Consider the following 16,682-nt stretch of genomic DNA (forward strand, 5'->3'; position numbering starts at 1 on the left):
TCGCTTTAAAACCCGCGCGGGCGGTAATTGCCCGCGCCTTGAGCAGAAGTTACTTCTTAATGGTTTCCGGTCTGTGGGGAATCAGCGGGCGCAGCACGCCCACATTGCGAAAACCTTCGTCCAACAGGTGTGAGGCGTGCAGGCGGCTCATAACGCCTTTGGAGCAATACAGGAGGTACTCACGCTCTTGGTCCAGGTGGGCAAAGCTGTTGTTGAGACGGTAGAAAGGAATAGTCTGCACCTCACAGCCAAGCTCCAGTGGATCCAGCTCCTCCTCATCCGGGTGGCGGATATCGATAACCACAGCGCTGCCCGGCTCTTCGCGGATCTCCACATCCGGTGCTTCGCCATCGACTTCTTCGATCACCTGATCAATATTTTGCATCACCCGATTGCTGATAGCGCGATCGAGGACGGTGAAATCGAAGCGGTTTTCCTCGGACTCCACTTTTTCAATCTTGGCGCGGGTGGTGGGTTTTACCGAGATAACGCCGCAGTATTCCGGCATATTGGCGGCGAACTCTTCAGTGCCGATGGCCCGGGAGGTGCGGATAATATCGGTCTTGTCGGTGGTGATCAGTGGGCGCAATACCAGGGTATTGGTAACACTGTCGATCACCGACAGATTTTTCAGGGTCTGGCTGGAAACCTGGGCGATGGCTTCACCGGTGACTACGGCGTCCACCTCCAGTTCCTTGGCGATCACATCGGCGGCGCGCAGCATCATGCGCTTCAAAATGACGCCCATATGGGAGTCGTCGACCCGCTCGAGAATCTCTGCCACGACTTCGTCAAACGGCACAGTGATAAAGCGCACCCGATGGGAAGCACCGTATTTGTTCCACAGGTAGTAGGCGACTTCTTTCACGCCCAACTCGTGCTGGCGTCCGCCCAGGTTGAAGAACAGGAAGTGGGTGCGGATACCGCGCTTCATGGTCATGTAACTGGCCACGGTAGAATCGAAGCCACCGGATACCAGCGACAAAACCGGGTCTTGCGTGCCCAGGGGGAAGCCGCCCAGGCCGGGATGCTGCTCTTCGATCACGTTGAGCTTATCGTGGCGGATCTCCAGCTTAACGGTGATGTCGGGGTTTTTCAGTTTGACTCCGGATGCCTCGGTGTTCTTGTTGAGGCCGCCGCCCACGTACTGCTCCACATCCAGGGATTGGAAGTCGTGTTTGCCGGTGCGCTTAACCCTGACGCAGAAAGTCTTGTCCTTCAGGGCGTCTCCCCATACCGACAGGGTTTTCTCGTACATGTCATGCAGGTCGCCCAGGGGGAACTGGCGCACGCGGGAGAAGTTGGCGATGCCGGGGGTGTGAGAGAGCACCTCTTCGATACGTCCACCCAGGTGGGACACAGCATCGGGCGCGATCACATCGATCTTTTCCCAATCCTTTCGCACCTGGATACGGTCGTCCAGCAGGCGCAGCAGGCGCTGCAGGTTGTCCTTGAGCTGGCGCGACATGCGCTTGCGCACAGGGTTGCTCTTGATGGTGATCTCTGGAAAAAACTTGACGACAAAGTGCATGGGAATCCGTGGGGTACCGCATGTTGATAGAAGGTGCGGCATTATAAACTAGCCGGAGCCAAGTTGGTTGTGCACTGTTTGCGGGCGAAGCGAGAGCAAGTATGTTCTATTTTGGTGCGTATTTATGTGGCTGCTCGGCCACAATACATCTATCCTGGCTGCGTCAGCACTTTGCTGGGGCTCGCACCGGCGCCAACCGGGACTATGAGGCGATTGCCCTAATTTGGCACACTCCTTGCTTTATTTCACGCCAGGTAGAGAGTGAATGCCGGCAGCGACAGCAAGGCATAGCGACCAATTACTTTTCAAGACCTGGAGGACTGCAATGTCAGCGAAAACGCTCGGTTTGATTAATGAAAGTGAAGCGAAATGGATAGACCTGCGCTTTACCGATACCAAGGGTAAAGAACAACACGTTTCCATCCCTGCGTCGGAAGTTGACGGTGAGTTCTTTGAAGAAGGCAAAATGTTCGATGGTTCTTCCATCGCCGGTTGGAAGGGCATCAACGAATCCGACATGATCCTGATGCCGGACGACGAGACAGCTTTCCTCGACCCCTTCACCGATGAGAGCACCGTTATCATTCGCTGTAACATCGTCGACCCAATTACTGGTCAGGGTTACGAGCGCGATCCTCGCTCCATCGCATTGCGCGCTGAGGAATACCTGAAGTCCACTGGCCTGGGTGACACCGCTCTGTTCGGTCCCGAGCCCGAGTTCTTCGTATTCGACGACATCACCTGGGGTGCCGAAATGGGCGGCGCCTTCTACAAGATCAACTCCGAAGAAGCAGCCTGGTCCTCAGGTCACAACTTTGCAGAAGGCAATATTGGTCACCGTCCCGGCGTTAAAGGCGGTTACTTCCCGGTTCCTCCGGTGGATTCCCTGCACGACGTTCGCGCCGCAATGTGTTCTGCGATGGAACAGATGGGCCTGCGCGTAGAAGTGCATCACCACGAAGTGGGTACTGCTGGCCAGTGTGAGATCGGCGTTGCCGCCAACACCCTGACTAAGAAAGCGGACGAAGTACAGATCCTCAAGTACGCTGTACACAACGTTGCCCACGCCTACGGCAAGACCGCGACCTTTATGCCCAAGCCGCTGGTTGGCGATAACGGTTCCGGTATGCACGTTCACCAGTCCTTTAGCAAGGATGGCGTAAACCAGTTTGCCGGTGACGCCTACGCTGGTCTGTCCGAAGCTGCTCTGTACTACATCGGCGGTATCGTTAAGCATGCTCGCGCCCTGAACGCGCTGTGCAACGCTTCCACCAACTCTTACAAGCGTCTGGTACCTGGCTTCGAAGCGCCGGTAATCCTGGCTTACTCTGCGCGCAACCGCTCTGCGTCTATCCGTATTCCTTTCGTGCCCTCCCCGAAAGGCAAGCGCATCGAGACTCGCTTCCCGGACCCGACCGCCAACCCATACCTGTCTTTCGCCGCACTGCTGATGGCGGGTCTCGACGGTATCAAGAACAAGATCCACCCTGGCGATGCTGCGGACAAGGACCTGTACGATCTGCCGCCGGAAGAGTTGGCTGAGTACCCGACTGTCGCTTCCAGCCTGGAAGGCGCCCTGGATGCTCTGGATCAGGATCGCGAGTTCCTGACAGCCGGTGGTGTATTCACTAACGATGCTATCGATGCCTACATCGAGCTGAAGCGTGAAGAAGTAGAGCGCCTGAACATGACCACTCACCCGGTTGAGTTCGATATGTACTACTCCGTGTAATGGCGACCGGCATCACGATGATGCCGTCGAGCTGTTCTCGAAAAGCCCGCGCCACCCTGGTGCGGGCTTTTTTATTGCGAGTACACTGTCAGTGGAAGTGAATTGAGTGCCGCTACGCGGAGGCTCAGGAATATCCCATTGGCCCGATCTGGGAAGAAAGGAGCGTCCGCCCTGCGGTCGAAAACACTATGGCAAGGTTTTGGCAATTAAAGGCCCTGTTACTCGCAATGCCTCTGGTGGCAGTTGCGGCTTCTCAAGAGAATGAAGAGGCTGGCGCGATCTACAAAGTGGTTGGGCCCGATGGCCAGGTCAGTTTTAGCGATACACCACCGGCAAATGGCAACTCAGAGAAAGTGGATTTAGCCCCAATCAATATTCAGCCAATTGCGCTGCCCCGCCAGCTGCCCACAAGAAAGCTGTCGCCCAAAAGTGATGATGGAGAGTTGGGGCCGGTATCGATTCGAATTGTGAGTCCAATTAATGAGGCGACTATTCCGCCAGGGCAGACACTGATAGCGCTTCAGGTGGATGTGGCCCCCAATTATCCAGAGGGCGCTAGCTTTTATGCGGTTATTGATGGGCAGCGCTGGCAGGGAAGTTCGGCTGGTAACTCCCTGGATATCTCCGCCCTGGTCCGCGGTACCCATACGCTCAAGGCGGTTCTGCTAGGGCCCAAAGGGCAAGTATTGGCCCAGTCGCAAACGATCACAATTCATGTCAAGCGCCCGATAGCTCGGGGGTGAATGTTTGAGGGAGTGCAAAGCTCCCGCTACCCCTTACTTCGCTCTAAAGTCCGCCTGCCTGTTTTTTGACCTATGCACCTTAATGGTGCATTCTCTCTGTGGTCGGCGGCATCCTATTTCTGAGACTGAATACTCGCAATGCCGTTGTTGCTAATCGCGCACTGATTGTGTCCGGTTGAAGCTGCTTCCGCCTACAAATGCCAGCTTATGCGCCATTTTGGTTTGCTTTTTGCACTGACTAGATACAGCGCTAGTTTGCTGGGGGTGACCAAATGGAGTTTGGTCAGAGCCTCGGAATGAATCGGAAATTTTGTGAATGCTGAATGATCGCCAGTTGCGCCAATTACTCGATAGCCTGACTTCCGCAGTGTTGGTGCTGGATGAAAACTTATCGCTTTGCTATTTGAACAATGCTGCTGAGGACTTGTTGGCCGCCTCCAGTACCCGGGTTAAAGGCTCGAAGTTGGAGGAGGTGGTGCGAGAATCTCCCTCTGCCTATGGTGCTATGCGGGAAGCACTGCGCAAAAATGAGAAGTATACAGTGCGCCGGGCCAGCTGGAGGTTGAACAATCTTGAAACCCGGACCGTGGATTACTCAGTCAGCCCGGTCCCCGAGTTTTCTGTGTTGCTTGTGGAAGTGCAGCCGATGGATCGCCTGTTGCGAATTGCCAGGGAAGATGCGCTGCTCAGTGCCCAGGAAACGACACGAAACCTGGTTCGCGGTATGGCCCATGAGGTCAAGAACCCCCTCGGTGGTATCCGCGGGGCTGCACAACTATTGCAGCGCGAGTTGCCGGGCCGGGAGTTAGACGAATATACACAGATTATCATCGAGGAAGTGGATCGCCTGCGCAATCTGGTTGACCGTTTATTGGGACCACGCCAGCCGGTAGTACTGCAACCGGTTAATGTGCACGAGGTTCTGGAGCGGGTTGCCCAGTTGCTGGATGCTGAGTGTATCGGTGAGCTTCAAATTCGCAGGGACTACGATCCGTCTATTCCCGATGTCCCCGCCGATAGCGAACAATTGATTCAGGCGCTGCTTAATATTGCCCGCAACGCCATGCAAGCCATCGATGAAAGTATTGGTCTCAGTAGTGGGGAAATGGTACTGCGCACGCGTATCCAGCGCCAATTCACCATTGGCCGCCGCAATTGCCCATTGGTCTGCCGTATCGAAATTGAAGATAACGGACCGGGCATACCGGAGGAAATTCGCGAGCGGATATTCTTCCCGATGATCTCCGGCCGCGCCGAGGGTTCAGGTCTTGGACTTTCGATTTCCCAGAACATTATCAATCAGCACAAGGGGTTGATTAAGTGTGACAGCCAACCCGGCCGTAGCATTTTCCAAATTTATCTGCCCCTGACTACCGAATTAGCAAATACAGGAACCTAGAGAATGAGTAATCGCGTTTGGATTATTGACGACGACAGATCAATCCGCTGGGTGCTGGAAAGAGCGCTATCGCGTGAGGGAATTGATACCCAGTGCTACGAGAGTGGCGACCGCGCCCTGGATGATTTCTATAGCGATTCACCGGATGTAGTAATCAGTGATATCCGCATGCCGGGCTCCGATGGCTTTAAATTGTTGCAGCGTTTCCAGGCTGAACGACCGAGCCTGCCGATAATTATTATGACTGCGCACTCGGACCTGGATAGCGCGGTAGCTGCTTACCAAGGGGGAGCCTTTGAATACCTGCCCAAGCCATTTGATATAGATGAAGCCGTAGCGGTAACCCGGCGCGCATTGATGCATGCCAGCGAACAGAGTGCTGAAGAACAGATTGAGCCGGAAAATGGTCAGGGTAACAAAGAAATCATTGGAGAAGCGCCGGCGATGCAGGAGGTCTTCCGTGCGATTGGCCGTTTGTCTCACTCCAACATCACCGTTTTAATCAATGGTGAATCCGGTACCGGTAAGGAGTTGGTGGCGCAGGCTCTGCACAATCACAGTCCGCGCAGGGATAAGCCATTTATTGCATTGAACATGGCGGCTATACCCAAGGACCTGATGGAGTCAGAATTATTTGGCCATGAAAAAGGGGCCTTCACTGGCGCTAGCTCTCAGCGTGCCGGACGTTTTGAACAGGCCAATGGTGGCACCCTGTTTCTAGATGAAATTGGTGATATGCCCGCAGATACGCAAACCCGGTTATTGCGCGTGTTGGCTGATGGTGAATTTTACCGTGTCGGTGGCCACACCCCGGTCAAAGTGGATGTGCGTATTATTGCGGCAACTCACCAGGATCTGGAAGAGTTGGTATGTCAGCATAAATTTCGCGAGGACCTGTTTCACCGCCTGAATGTTATTCGCATCCATATTCCAAGACTGGCGGATCGCCGTGAGGATATTCCGCGATTGGTGAGGCACTTCTTTAATGCTGCGGCAAAAGATCTGGGGGTGGAGTCAAAGATCCTAACCAAGGAAACTGAGGAGTACCTCTCTGGGCTGGATTGGCCCGGTAATGTGCGACAACTGGAAAACACCTGCCGCTGGATTACCGTGATGGCCTCCGGACGCGAGGTGCATATTGAAGATTTGCCACAGGAGTTGCATCAGCAGGGCGCGACGACAGAAACACCGGCAGACTGGCAAAAAGCACTGCGCCTGTGGGCCGATCAGGCCCTATCCTCTGGGCAGCGCGAGATTTTAAATGAGGCTGTCCCCGCATTTGAAAAAGCGTTAATAGAAATTGCCCTTAAGCATACAGCTGGGCGCAAACGCGATGCTGCTGATCTGCTGGGCTGGGGTAGAAATACTCTGACACGTAAGTTAAAAGAATTGGAAATTGGTGGAGAGTAAATAACAGTGAGGTCTTACCAAACACGATGGAAAGACCTACTTGAAATATACTCATATCTCATTATCAGGCCGCTCTTAATTTTTTTCATGGTTGAGTCTTTTGCTAACAGTCATCTATTAATATTTATTTACTTTTGGTTTCAGCGAATAAACTTGAAAATGCAGCTATGTATAGAATCCTGAGTGATGTTGTTATTGCCTGCTAAAATTAGAGTTAATTGCTGGTATTTAGATGATTGAGAAGATATGACTGCTGATGAACTGAAAGTAGTTGCCGAGGTTCCATTTTTATTTTGGGTTAAAGATCAAACAGGCGTATATCTATGGGGTAATCGCCAAATATGTCAATTGGCCGGTGGTGAAGTGACTGGTAAGACAGACCGGGAACTTCCTTGGTCAAATAATGCTGATACATTAAAAGCTGCGGATGATCGGGTTTTTTCCTCAGGGAAACCCGAGCACCTGCAAGAGTATGTCGATAAATCCAGCCGTGGAGAGGTTACGTTGAATGTCTGCAAGTGGTTGGATGAATTTGAAGGGCGGGATTGCTGTTTTGGGATATCTTTTGTCATTGATTCCCAATAGCCCAATAGAGCACTGGGCTATTTCATCGTTTATTTAGTCGCTCCGGACTATTTATTATCAGGCTGACTCCTTTTTAACACCCAATTCACCAAGTGTTCGCGCTATATCCTCTGCGCTGGTTGCCGGCTTAACATCCTTGTCAATTTTTTTAATTCGTCCATCTTTACCGATATAAATGGTAACGCGACGGGCGATATTCATTACGGGAATAAGTACATCGTACGCTTTAGCCGTTTCACCGGTGGGGTCGCTGAGTAACGGGAAGTCCGCTTCGCTCTCTTCAGCAAATCGAGTGTTATCGTCAAGATCATCTGTACTGGCCATAAAGTAAGTGACTTCATAATCTTTGATCAAGTGACCGTTTTGGGCGAGCGATTTACACTCTATGGTGCAGCCACGGGTGAATGCCTTGGGAAACCAGGCGATCACAACAGCGCTTTTGCCTTGGAGGTCCGCCAATGTGTGGGTTTGGCCATCAGACCCCTGTAGAGTGAAATTTGGCGCCATTTCACCAACTTCCAGAGCGAGGCTGGGAAGGCTGATAAACGCCGTAATTAAGAGGGTCAGCAGATATTTCACGAATATTTCCCTTGTAGTTTACCGATACGCCTATGCTACTGCCCTAAGGTCTAACTGGCCAATAGCTCAGCTATAACTGCTATGCTTTATGCGCCAAAGTAAGAATATTGGTGCGTCAATGCACCGTTATGGACTTGCCGTTTTGCAGGGGCTTAAATGCGCTTTGACAGCCTTTTCTATACTCTGCCACTTCCACTGATCTATACCATTTCAGTTGCCGTAGTGCTTTGCGCTTTAGCTGTGGGGATTTATCTGGGGCAGTGGCGGGTAGTGAATGCCAGTATCAAGGAGGATTCTTCCCTGGGCAGTGCGGTAGCTGCCACTTTGGGCCTAGTCGCATTTGTTTTGGCATTTACCTTTAATATGACAGCCGACCGATTTAATGAACGCAAGGCATTGCTGTTGCAGGAGGTCAATACCATCCAGGCCGCATATTTAAATGCGAGCTTTTTGCAATTGGATAAGCAGAATAAGGCGCGAGACCTAATAGCTGAATATGCAAATCTCAGGGATATTGACCCATCAATCGCCGTCACTCCGGAAGATGTAGCTCGCAGTGAGGAAATTCACCAGGCTCTTTGGCGTTTGATCGAGGCGCACATCGTACAGGATTACAACGCCGATTATTTACGCCAGTTTGCCGAGCAGGTTAACGGGATGGTAGATCTGCACCGCGCCAGGGTTGTGGTTGGGCTGCAATACCGTATACCGGGTCCACTCTGGCTGTCCCTGTACTTTATGACCATTTTGGCGATGCTGGCAATTGGATACCAGTTGGGTATAAGTCGCGGGGGATCTGCCCAAGTAGTTATAGCTTTGGCCCTGACTTTCTCAACAGTGATTTTACTGGTGGCGGATTTGGATCGGGCAAATGAGGGAGCACTGTTGGTTGATCAATCGCCGATGAGCGATCTCAATTTGCAGCTGAAAGAGCTACAGGAGGCTGCCCCCTGAGCTGTTGTGCGAGTTGACTTTGCATATTAATAGGATGGGGCGGAATTAAGGCTTTTCCGCCCCGGGGAACAGGTTAAAGATCTTCAGGTTTTTGTGGCATTAAGACATCTTCGGGATGCACAAACTCACGCATAAAAATCTCCCAAAAGGCGAGGAATAATGCAGCGAGCAGAGGCCCTATCGCAAAGCCACTGATTCCAAACATAAACAGACCGCCGACAGTGGAGAAAAGCACTAAATAGTCAGGGAGTTTTGTGTCTCGACCCACCAATATTGGGCGCAACAGGTTATCTACCAGGCTGATCACGGTGAAACCATAGGCGAGTAAAATCGTTGCCTTCATGGGTTCGCCAATAGCATAGAGGTAGATAGAAGCGGGGAACCAGATCAATGCGGCACCGACGGCGGGCAATAATGACAACAGGGTCATTAAAACACCCCAAAGCACCGGTGCCGGTAAGCCCAGCACCCAGAAAATAATTCCGCCCAAGCCGCCCTGGGTAATAGCGACTACCAGATTTCCTTTGATGGTTGCGCGAGTGACTTCAGCGAACTTTGCCAACAAAAGGTGCTCGCGCTCATCACCCAGTGGCAGGGCGTGGATAATCAGGTTTACCAGTCTTTCACCATCGCGAATCAGAAAGAAGGTGAGGTAGAGCATTAAGCCCAACATAACGAAAAAGTTAACAGTATTCTGTCCGACCTCAATCGCATTTTTTGCGACGAAGCTACCGGCATTCATCACTCCACCCATCAGGCGCTGCTTGGCCTCCTCGACATCCACGCCAATACTCTCGAGCGTGCTGTTAACCCTGGGGAAAGCACTGCGAATCTGCTCAAAGGATTTAGAAACATCAATTTGTCCTTCCTGGATCCGGTGATACAGAGTTACCGCTTCATTAATAAAAGAGGTGGCCACTACCAATACGGGTATCACCAATAGAACGATACACATAAACAGGGTTAGCAGAGCCATTAAATTAGGCGAATTGGGAAAGCGCTGCATCAGCAGACGGTACACGGGGTAGAAAATTAGTGCGGTGGCACAAGCCCAAAAAATAGGGGTAAAGAAGGGTTTTATTAGGAGTAAAAAAGCTACGCTGACCAATAACAAGGTCAATATAAATGAGCGCCTTTCCAGTTTTTCTTGCACTGCGACTTCCTCTGCTTCTCTTTCGGCAGCCCAGTGGTAGGGCGCCTAATTTTTGCTCTATCTAAGCAGATGCAGTGGGGTTTTACCAGCGCCTATATCCGCACGTATCCACGTGAAATCGAATGCCCCGATAGATTCCGAGGCCCATTTGCCACTCGCGGCCGTTGCGCTTGTGGATATCCCTCAGTACGGGCACCAATTGCTCTCGGGAGAACTTCTTTTTCGGAACTATATCCAGCCCGCAGAAATGCAGATGTTTACTTCCCTTGGAACCCCCGGCCTTACGGTTGTAATCCACGGTGCGCCACCCGGAGACCACTGTTACCGGGCCGACGCGGGGCACTATTTCCCGCTCGATTACCCGCAGAGTATTTACGATGCCCCACCAGAGCTCCTTGGGAGGGATGGCGAATGCGGGTTCGTCCAAATCCTGCCAGTCACTGCCCTGACGCAATAGCTCATAGGGTTGCACAACCTGTTCAACCCGGTTGGAGCGCAGGAATTTTTTGAGTTGAGTAAAGCGTGCATGGTTATTGCCTTTGCTCAGGAAGCGGCTGAATGCCCTCTCGGAAGCTGCCGGATAGCCCTGGATATCGTAAACCTCCGGGATCATTAGCAGCGGTAGGATATCGATAGGGGATTTCACCCGGTCATCAGCCTCGCGCGCGCGTTCGTAAGTAAAAACAAATAGACCGGTGAGAATCGCCAGTGCGATTGCCCCAATGATGATGATCCGCCGGCGCAGTTGACGCTGGCCGATTTCTACGCATTCTTTGTTACTTTGCATAACCATCGGGCAGCTCCCTCAATTACCAGGTGCGATAGCCACAGGTATCGACATGAAACAGGACATCGTCAATCAGGCCCATCCCGACATGGCTGTCGGGACCGAGGCGTGCGTGCAGTGTGCTTAGCTCTTCAGCGAGTTCGTTTTTACCGATATTGGAGTTCGGAATTAAGTCCAGCCCGCAAAAGTCACGGTGGCGGGGCTGGTCTTCGGTCGCAAGTTTTCGGTTGTAGGCATCAGTGCGGTAAGCGGAAATCACGGTGACAGGGCCAATTAGCGGTATTACCTGATCTCGCACCAGGGTGAGGGTTTTCACAATATTGGACCACTGGTCCCTGGGTGGTATGGCGAATGGGGGTTCCCCCAGTTCCAGCCAGTCCCCCCCCTGTCGCAGAAGATCACGAATAGGAAAAACCTCAGCGACACCCCGGTCCCGAAGCAATTGATTGAGTGCTTGTACGCTGGAGCGGTTACTGCCCTCTCGCAGGAATTTGTTAAAGGTCTCCTCGTTGGCGAGGCGATAGCCACGCTGCTCGATATAGGACTTCTCTTGCGAGGAGAGGAATAGATAGAGCCAGAGGGTAAACAGGATGGCACTGAGTATTAAAGTGAGGGCACTGACGACCACCCGATTGACTCTTTGCCCGGGCGGCTTGTGTGGGAACAGAGTTTCGAAGCGAGTAAACGAGTTACCTGCGGACATAGTGCTCGCGATTGCTGCTGAGAGAGTTTTTCCTCCGACGCTAAAATCGTCGGCGCCTGTTTACTCACTATAGCCGCAAAAATCGACGGGCTGCGGGCTTGGGATCAGCCACAAAAAAAGCCGCCGCTCCTGGGGGAGCAGCGGCTTTTGGGTCACGGACAGCGCACTGTGCCCGACAACCTCTACTTAGGCTTTAGGGCCTGCATTTTTAACGTCTTCGCTGACATTGAATTTCTCAATGTTCTCGGCGAACAGCTTGGCCAGCTTGCCTGCCTGATCGTCGTAAGCAGCTTTGTCAGCCCAGGCTTCACGAGGGTTCAGGTAAGACTTGTCCACGCCGGGCACTTCCATCGGGATATCCAGGTTCAGGGCATCCAGGTGCTCAGTGGCAACGCCTTCCAGGGCGCCGCTCTGGATAGCGGCAACGACAGCGCGGGTTACCGGAATCGGGAAGCGCTTGCCGTTGTCGCCGGAGCCGCCGGTCCAACCGGTGTTTACCAGGTAGACCTTGGAGCCGAACTCTTCGATGCGCTTCATCAGCAGGTCTGCGTATTCGCGCGGTGCACGGGGCATAAACGGCGCGCCAAAGCAGGTGGAGAAGGTCGGGTGGATACCGGCCTCTGCGCCCAGTTCGGTGGAGCCTACGCGGGCGGTGTAGCCAGACAGGAAGTGGTAAGCCGCAGCCTCTTTGGAGAGGATGGATACCGGTGGCAGTACGCCGGATACATCGCAAGTCAGGAAGATAACGTTCTTTGGCTCGCCGGCGCGGTTTTCCAGCTGACGCATTTCGACGTGTTCCAGCGGGTAGGAGCAGCGGCCGTTTTCTGTCAGGCTGGTGTCGCAGTAGTCAGCAGTGCCGTGATCGTTGGTTACCACGTTTTCAACGATGGCACCGAAACGGATGGCATCCCAGATTACCGGCTCATTTTTCTGGCTCAGGTCGATGGTTTTCGCGTAACAGCCACCTTCCATATTGAAGACGGCACCCTTGGTCCAGCCGTGCTCATCGTCACCGATCAGGTAGCGCTCAGGGTCGGCGGACAGGGTGGTCTTGCCGGTACCGGACAGGCCGAAGAACAGGCAGGTATCGCCATCTTCGCCGACGTTAGCTGCGCAGTGCATGGGCATTACGTCTTTTTCCGGCAGCAGGAAGTTCTGTACGGAGAACATTGCCTTCTTCATTTCGCCGGCGTAGCGCATGCCGGCCAGCAGTACTTTGCGCTGACCGAAGTTGATAATTACGCAGCCTTCGGAGTTGGTGCCATCGCGCTCGGGCTCACAGACAAAGTGAGGAGCGTGCAGGATTTGCCACTCTTCCTTGGACTTGGGGTTGTACTTTTCGGCGCGGATAAACATGTTGCGGCCGAACAGGTTGTGCCATGCAGTTTGGGTGGTCACTACCACTGGCAGGTAGTGATCTTCATCCTGGCCCACATGCAGGTGCTGAACAAAAGTATCGTGACCGGCAACAAAAGCCTCTACACGATCCCACAGGGCGTCAAACTTATCCTGCGGGAAAGGACGGTTGACGTTGCCCCAGGCGATGCTGTCGGCAGTGGAGGGCTCTTCTACAACAAAGCGGTCAGCCGGGGAGCGACCGGTGCGTGCGCCGGTTTCAGTCACCAGAGCGCCTGTATCTGACAGCTTGCCCTCGCCGCGCGTCAGAGCCTGCTCTACCAATTGTGCCGGTGATAGGTTCTTGAAGACCATCGCGGAGTCGTCGATCTGTGCCATTCGTGGAATACCCGTGAAAGTTGGACAGTAAATAAAATGGGGCTGCCCAAGGTTTAGACAGCCGTAGAAAATTTTGGGGGCGCATTATTGCAAAATTCAAAATATGCGGATACCAACTGTGGCTATTTTGTAGTCAATGACAGCGCTGTCATGGAAAATAATGTCGACTTAAATTCAGGCAACTTATGGCCTGGGCCTTGATTATTCTTTTTCTGAATTTGATAGGGGGAGTAGAGGGACAGGTGGCAGGGCTGCGCTGAGGATTCGGCGGTTGCGCAGCCCTGCGCGGATTAGTGAAGAGTGTGGGGGGGAGCGTTGAGGAGCGACTCAATTTGATCCCGGTCAAAGCGGTATTGGGTGTTACAGAATTGGCAGTCCGCGATAATCTCACCCTGCCGCTCTTCCAGCAGGCGGTAGACATCCTCTGCACCCAGGGAAACCAACGCGCGGGCGCTGCGCTCTCTCGAGCAGCTGCACTTGAAGCGAATAGTGTCGGTACCCAGAGTTGCCGGCTCCAATTGGTGGAATAGGCGGTGAATCAGCTCTGGATGGGGAACGGTAAATAACTCCTCGTCAGTTACGGTCTCCGCCAAGTGAATCGCTGTTTCCCAGGCGTCCTGATTTTCCTCTTCCGTGGCGGCATTATTGCCCGGCAGAATCTGCAACATAAGACCGGCGACGGTAGTGTCACTGCTTTTCAGCCATACGCGGGTAGCCAGCTGCTCCGATTGCTTAAAGTAGTCTTCCAGGCAGCCGGCCAGGTTGTCCTGCTCCATGGGAACCACACCTTGATAGCGCTCACCGCGCTTTGGCTCAAGGGTAATGGCCAGGGCTCCACGGGGGCCGATCATATCGCGCAGGGTGGCGTTTTCGTCGATTTGTGCACCTTCGGCAACTCGGGCGATGCCGCGCAGGTCGCTGTGGTGAGTGCACTCCGCCATAATCATCGGCACATCGCCTTCGCCACGGGCCTGGAGGCTCAGGACACCCTCGAACTTCAGTGTGGTTGAAAGCAGGCTGGCTGCGGTGAGGAACTCCCCCAGCAGGCGGGCCACTGGCGTAGGCAGCGGGTTGTGTTCCAGTACATCGCGGTAGGAATCAGTAAGTGTCACCACCTGTCCGCGAATATCGTGTTTGGAGAAAATAAAGCGTTCCAGCTGATCGGACATAGGTCGGGGGCTCTCGGTATTAAAACCGCAGGATTTTAGAGGTGGATATGCCTAAATGGTAGCTGTCGCTGATCATTGCTGGTGCAGTAGAGGAAGAATGTAAAGCGCTACCCCATTATCACAATGGGTCAGCGCTTATGGAGGAGGGTAATTAGCCGCAGTAGTATTTAATTTCCCGCTGAAGCTTTTCAGCTATTTGCTGCCTCTCCCGCTCGGTGCGACGAACCTCTTTGCCGTTATTGTCGAGAAACACAACCCGCCCTTGAATGGCTTCAAGGTCATTGCGAGCCTTGTCGCAGGCTTTCTTCATCTTTTTCTGCTTTTTCTGTTTCTCGCGCAATTGGCGCTCGCGGTATTCATCATCAACCTTTTGAGAAACTCTCGATCTCGTTGCGGTTGTTAAAATAGGTCGCTGACTGCCAGTGGAGCCAATAGAATTGATCGGGGCCAGATTCCCCGAAACATCCTCGGCTTTGGCGTCAGTCGGGGGGCGATCGCCAAAGTGTACCCGGCCATTTTCATCGACCCAGCGGTACATCTCTGCGCTGCTTGCGGTTGCACTAGCGGCCAGTATAAGGCCGCCTATTACGGAACGTAGACACAGTAATTTCACGGCTACTCCATGCCCTTTGATATTTCTATTCTTCTTTATTGGCCAGCTGGCTGAACAACCCCTGCGAATGGCGCTGGGGGATATGGTAGGTCTGCAGTATCAGAGGCTGCTGCTCCTGGGCCTCTGCCGCATCCAGTACCATCCGGTAGCCGGAGCGATCGCGTAAATCTACAAAGTCCTGCTTGTTGCCTTCCATCAATTGAGCGAACTCGTCGAAGTCCTTGATGCTGTGGCCATTTACTGAGTCGATAATCCAGTTCTTCCAGTCGTGGTAACCGAGGTTCACATTGGCAGGCAGTACTTTCAGGGCGACGACCAGCTCGCGGCGTTCCTCGTCACTCCATTGATTGCGAGCATAGAGGTAGTCAATAGGCGCCTTGGAGTGCCAGTTTTTGCCCCAGCGTTTGATCAGGTTCATATTCAGGGGCACAAAGACAACACCGCCGTAGATATAGTAGCGGGGCTGGCGGTCAAATTGCTCTCCCAGCACCATAGCGCGTGAGGGAGGTGTTGCGGCCAGCGTGACCTCAGCGGTCTGCTCTTTACCATCGCGGGAGAAGCGCACCGGTAAACGTTCACCGACATGGTGGCGGTCCACGGCGTAGTGGTAGTTGGTGCGCTGGTTTTCCCTCCATTCCACCGTCCGGTCAGCCGCTACTTTAAAGCCATCGACTTCGAGCAGGACATCGCCGGGTTTAAACACTTCAGCTGCGGGGGAGTTGTCGAACACTTTAACGACCATGGCGCCATCCTGGTCTTCCTCGAGACCGGCCGCCTTTTTCATCGACGGGCTTTCCAGGCTCTGGGTTACTAGTCCCAGTTCGGGGAACCCTTGGTGCACATTGTCCTTGGCATCTTCTAAGACATGAGCGATCACGCTGGGGGGTACAAAGTAACCCAGGTTTTCAGCGCTCTGATTGGTTTGCATGGCCACACCGACGATGCGGCCATTGGAGATAACCGGACCGCCGCTGTTGCCCGGGTTGATCGCCGCATCTATCTGGCCCGCCATCAGGTAACTTTCCGCATGGGCATAATATTGGTGCTCCACGCGGGAGAGTACTCCGCGGGTAATCGAAAGGGATTTTCCGCCAATTGGGTAGCCGTAGACGGTGACCTCTTCCTGCAGATCGGGCAATTTGCCCAGGGCCAGGGGGCGGGTATCGTTGAAAAAGCTTTCGTCATCGACGGTTAGCAGGGCGAGGTCGGCATCGTGGGAGACAAATTTCACTCGGGCGCGGAATTTCTTTGCATCGCCGTGGCGCTGCACCTGGATGAAGCTGCCGTTGGCCACCACGTGTGCGTTGGTCAGGATTTGCTGGTTGCGGATAACGGCACCGGAACCGGACAGCTGCTTGGGGTTGAGCAGGGCCCAGGGGTTGAAATAATCCGGGGCGGCGGCGGTGGTGTAAATCTTGATGATTGAGCGCTTGAGTTGCTCGTGTTCTCGGCTGTCTGCTAGGGCGGTTTGTGTACCGAGCAAAATCAGCAGGGAAATGGCGATCAGTCGTTTCATCATGGCTGTTTTCTATCCGGTTAAGTGGGGGCAGTTTAGCAGCTAAAGTGGGAAATGGCGGAAATTTCACCACT

16 protein-coding genes are annotated in these 16,682 nt (G+C 53.4%); 7 read left to right on the forward strand and 9 right to left on the reverse strand.

The window, feature by feature from the left end:
* Positions 1-49: 49 nt before the first annotated feature.
* Positions 50-1,531, reverse strand: a complete 1,482-nt coding sequence (gene thiI, locus ACJJIN_RS18925; RefSeq protein ID WP_444895767.1) for a tRNA uracil 4-sulfurtransferase ThiI — start codon at positions 1,529-1,531, stop codon at positions 50-52.
* A 101-nt stretch (positions 1,532-1,632) separates the two neighbouring features.
* Here thiI and ACJJIN_RS18930 point away from each other — a divergent pair, with 101 nt between their 5' ends.
* From ACJJIN_RS18930 to ACJJIN_RS18955, 6 genes are all read left to right on the forward strand, one after another.
* The gene (locus ACJJIN_RS18930) at positions 1,633-1,881 is read left to right on the forward strand and encodes a hypothetical protein (RefSeq protein WP_444895768.1); all 249 of its coding nucleotides are present in this window, start codon (positions 1,633-1,635) and stop codon (positions 1,879-1,881) included.
* Complete coding sequence (gene glnA / locus ACJJIN_RS18935; RefSeq protein ID WP_108734896.1) at positions 1,857-3,263, forward strand: glutamate--ammonia ligase; 1,407 nt, start codon at positions 1,857-1,859, stop codon at positions 3,261-3,263. The genes ACJJIN_RS18930 and glnA overlap by 25 nt, the downstream gene beginning before the upstream one ends.
* Positions 3,264-3,451: 188 nt before the next feature.
* Positions 3,452-4,006: a DUF4124 domain-containing protein gene (locus tag ACJJIN_RS18940; RefSeq protein WP_444895769.1), complete on the forward strand. Its 555-nt coding sequence runs from the start codon at positions 3,452-3,454 to the stop codon at positions 4,004-4,006.
* A 316-nt stretch (positions 4,007-4,322) separates the two neighbouring features.
* Complete coding sequence (gene glnL / locus ACJJIN_RS18945) at positions 4,323-5,405, forward strand: nitrogen regulation protein NR(II) (RefSeq protein ID WP_444895770.1); 1,083 nt, start codon at positions 4,323-4,325, stop codon at positions 5,403-5,405.
* 3 nt (positions 5,406-5,408) lie between these two features.
* Positions 5,409-6,815 carry a nitrogen regulation protein NR(I) gene (gene ntrC / locus ACJJIN_RS18950; RefSeq protein ID WP_444895771.1) on the forward strand — a complete coding sequence of 469 codons (1,407 nt, stop codon included), beginning with the start codon at positions 5,409-5,411 and terminating at the stop codon, positions 6,813-6,815.
* A gap of 246 nt (positions 6,816-7,061) precedes the next feature.
* Positions 7,062-7,400 (forward strand): PAS domain-containing protein, encoded by a 339-nt coding sequence (locus tag ACJJIN_RS18955; protein ID WP_444895772.1) that lies wholly within the window; start codon positions 7,062-7,064, stop codon positions 7,398-7,400.
* Between the two features lie 57 nt (positions 7,401-7,457).
* Here ACJJIN_RS18955 and ACJJIN_RS18960 read toward each other — a convergent pair whose 3' ends face one another.
* Complete coding sequence (locus ACJJIN_RS18960; protein ID WP_444895773.1) at positions 7,458-7,979, reverse strand: peroxiredoxin family protein; 522 nt, start codon at positions 7,977-7,979, stop codon at positions 7,458-7,460.
* 156 nt (positions 7,980-8,135) lie between these two features.
* Here ACJJIN_RS18960 and ACJJIN_RS18965 point away from each other — a divergent pair, with 156 nt between their 5' ends.
* Positions 8,136-8,933, forward strand: a complete 798-nt coding sequence (locus tag ACJJIN_RS18965; RefSeq protein ID WP_444895774.1) for a bestrophin-like domain — start codon at positions 8,136-8,138, stop codon at positions 8,931-8,933.
* Positions 8,934-9,006: 73 nt separating this feature from the next.
* On the opposite strand, the gene ACJJIN_RS18970 is transcribed toward ACJJIN_RS18965, so the two are convergent.
* The 7 genes from ACJJIN_RS18970 to ACJJIN_RS19000 form a co-directional block, all read right to left on the reverse strand.
* Entirely contained in the window at positions 9,007-10,086 is a 1,080-nt protein-coding gene (locus tag ACJJIN_RS18970; protein WP_413663709.1) for an AI-2E family transporter, read from the reverse strand.
* 82 nt (positions 10,087-10,168) lie between these two features.
* Positions 10,169-10,879, reverse strand: coding sequence for a D-Ala-D-Ala carboxypeptidase family metallohydrolase (locus ACJJIN_RS18975; protein ID WP_444895775.1), 711 nt, complete (start codon positions 10,877-10,879; stop codon positions 10,169-10,171).
* A gap of 16 nt (positions 10,880-10,895) precedes the next feature.
* Positions 10,896-11,576 (reverse strand): hypothetical protein, encoded by a 681-nt coding sequence (locus ACJJIN_RS18980; RefSeq protein ID WP_444895776.1) that lies wholly within the window; start codon positions 11,574-11,576, stop codon positions 10,896-10,898.
* A gap of 186 nt (positions 11,577-11,762) precedes the next feature.
* A complete protein-coding gene (locus ACJJIN_RS18985; RefSeq protein WP_282930824.1) occupies positions 11,763-13,310 on the reverse strand; it encodes a phosphoenolpyruvate carboxykinase in 1,548 nt (515 codons plus the stop codon).
* Between the two features lie 290 nt (positions 13,311-13,600).
* Entirely contained in the window at positions 13,601-14,479 is an 879-nt protein-coding gene (gene hslO / locus ACJJIN_RS18990) for an Hsp33 family molecular chaperone HslO (RefSeq protein WP_444895777.1), read from the reverse strand.
* Positions 14,480-14,630: 151 nt separating this feature from the next.
* Entirely contained in the window at positions 14,631-15,092 is a 462-nt protein-coding gene (locus tag ACJJIN_RS18995; protein WP_444895778.1) for a DUF4124 domain-containing protein, read from the reverse strand.
* Positions 15,093-15,117: 25 nt separating this feature from the next.
* Positions 15,118-16,611 carry a S1C family serine protease gene (locus ACJJIN_RS19000; protein ID WP_444895779.1) on the reverse strand — a complete coding sequence of 498 codons (1,494 nt, stop codon included), beginning with the start codon at positions 16,609-16,611 and terminating at the stop codon, positions 15,118-15,120.
* Positions 16,612-16,682: the final 71 nt, after the last annotated feature.

It is taken from the genome of Microbulbifer maximicatervae (SeqCode) (assembly GCF_052467505.1).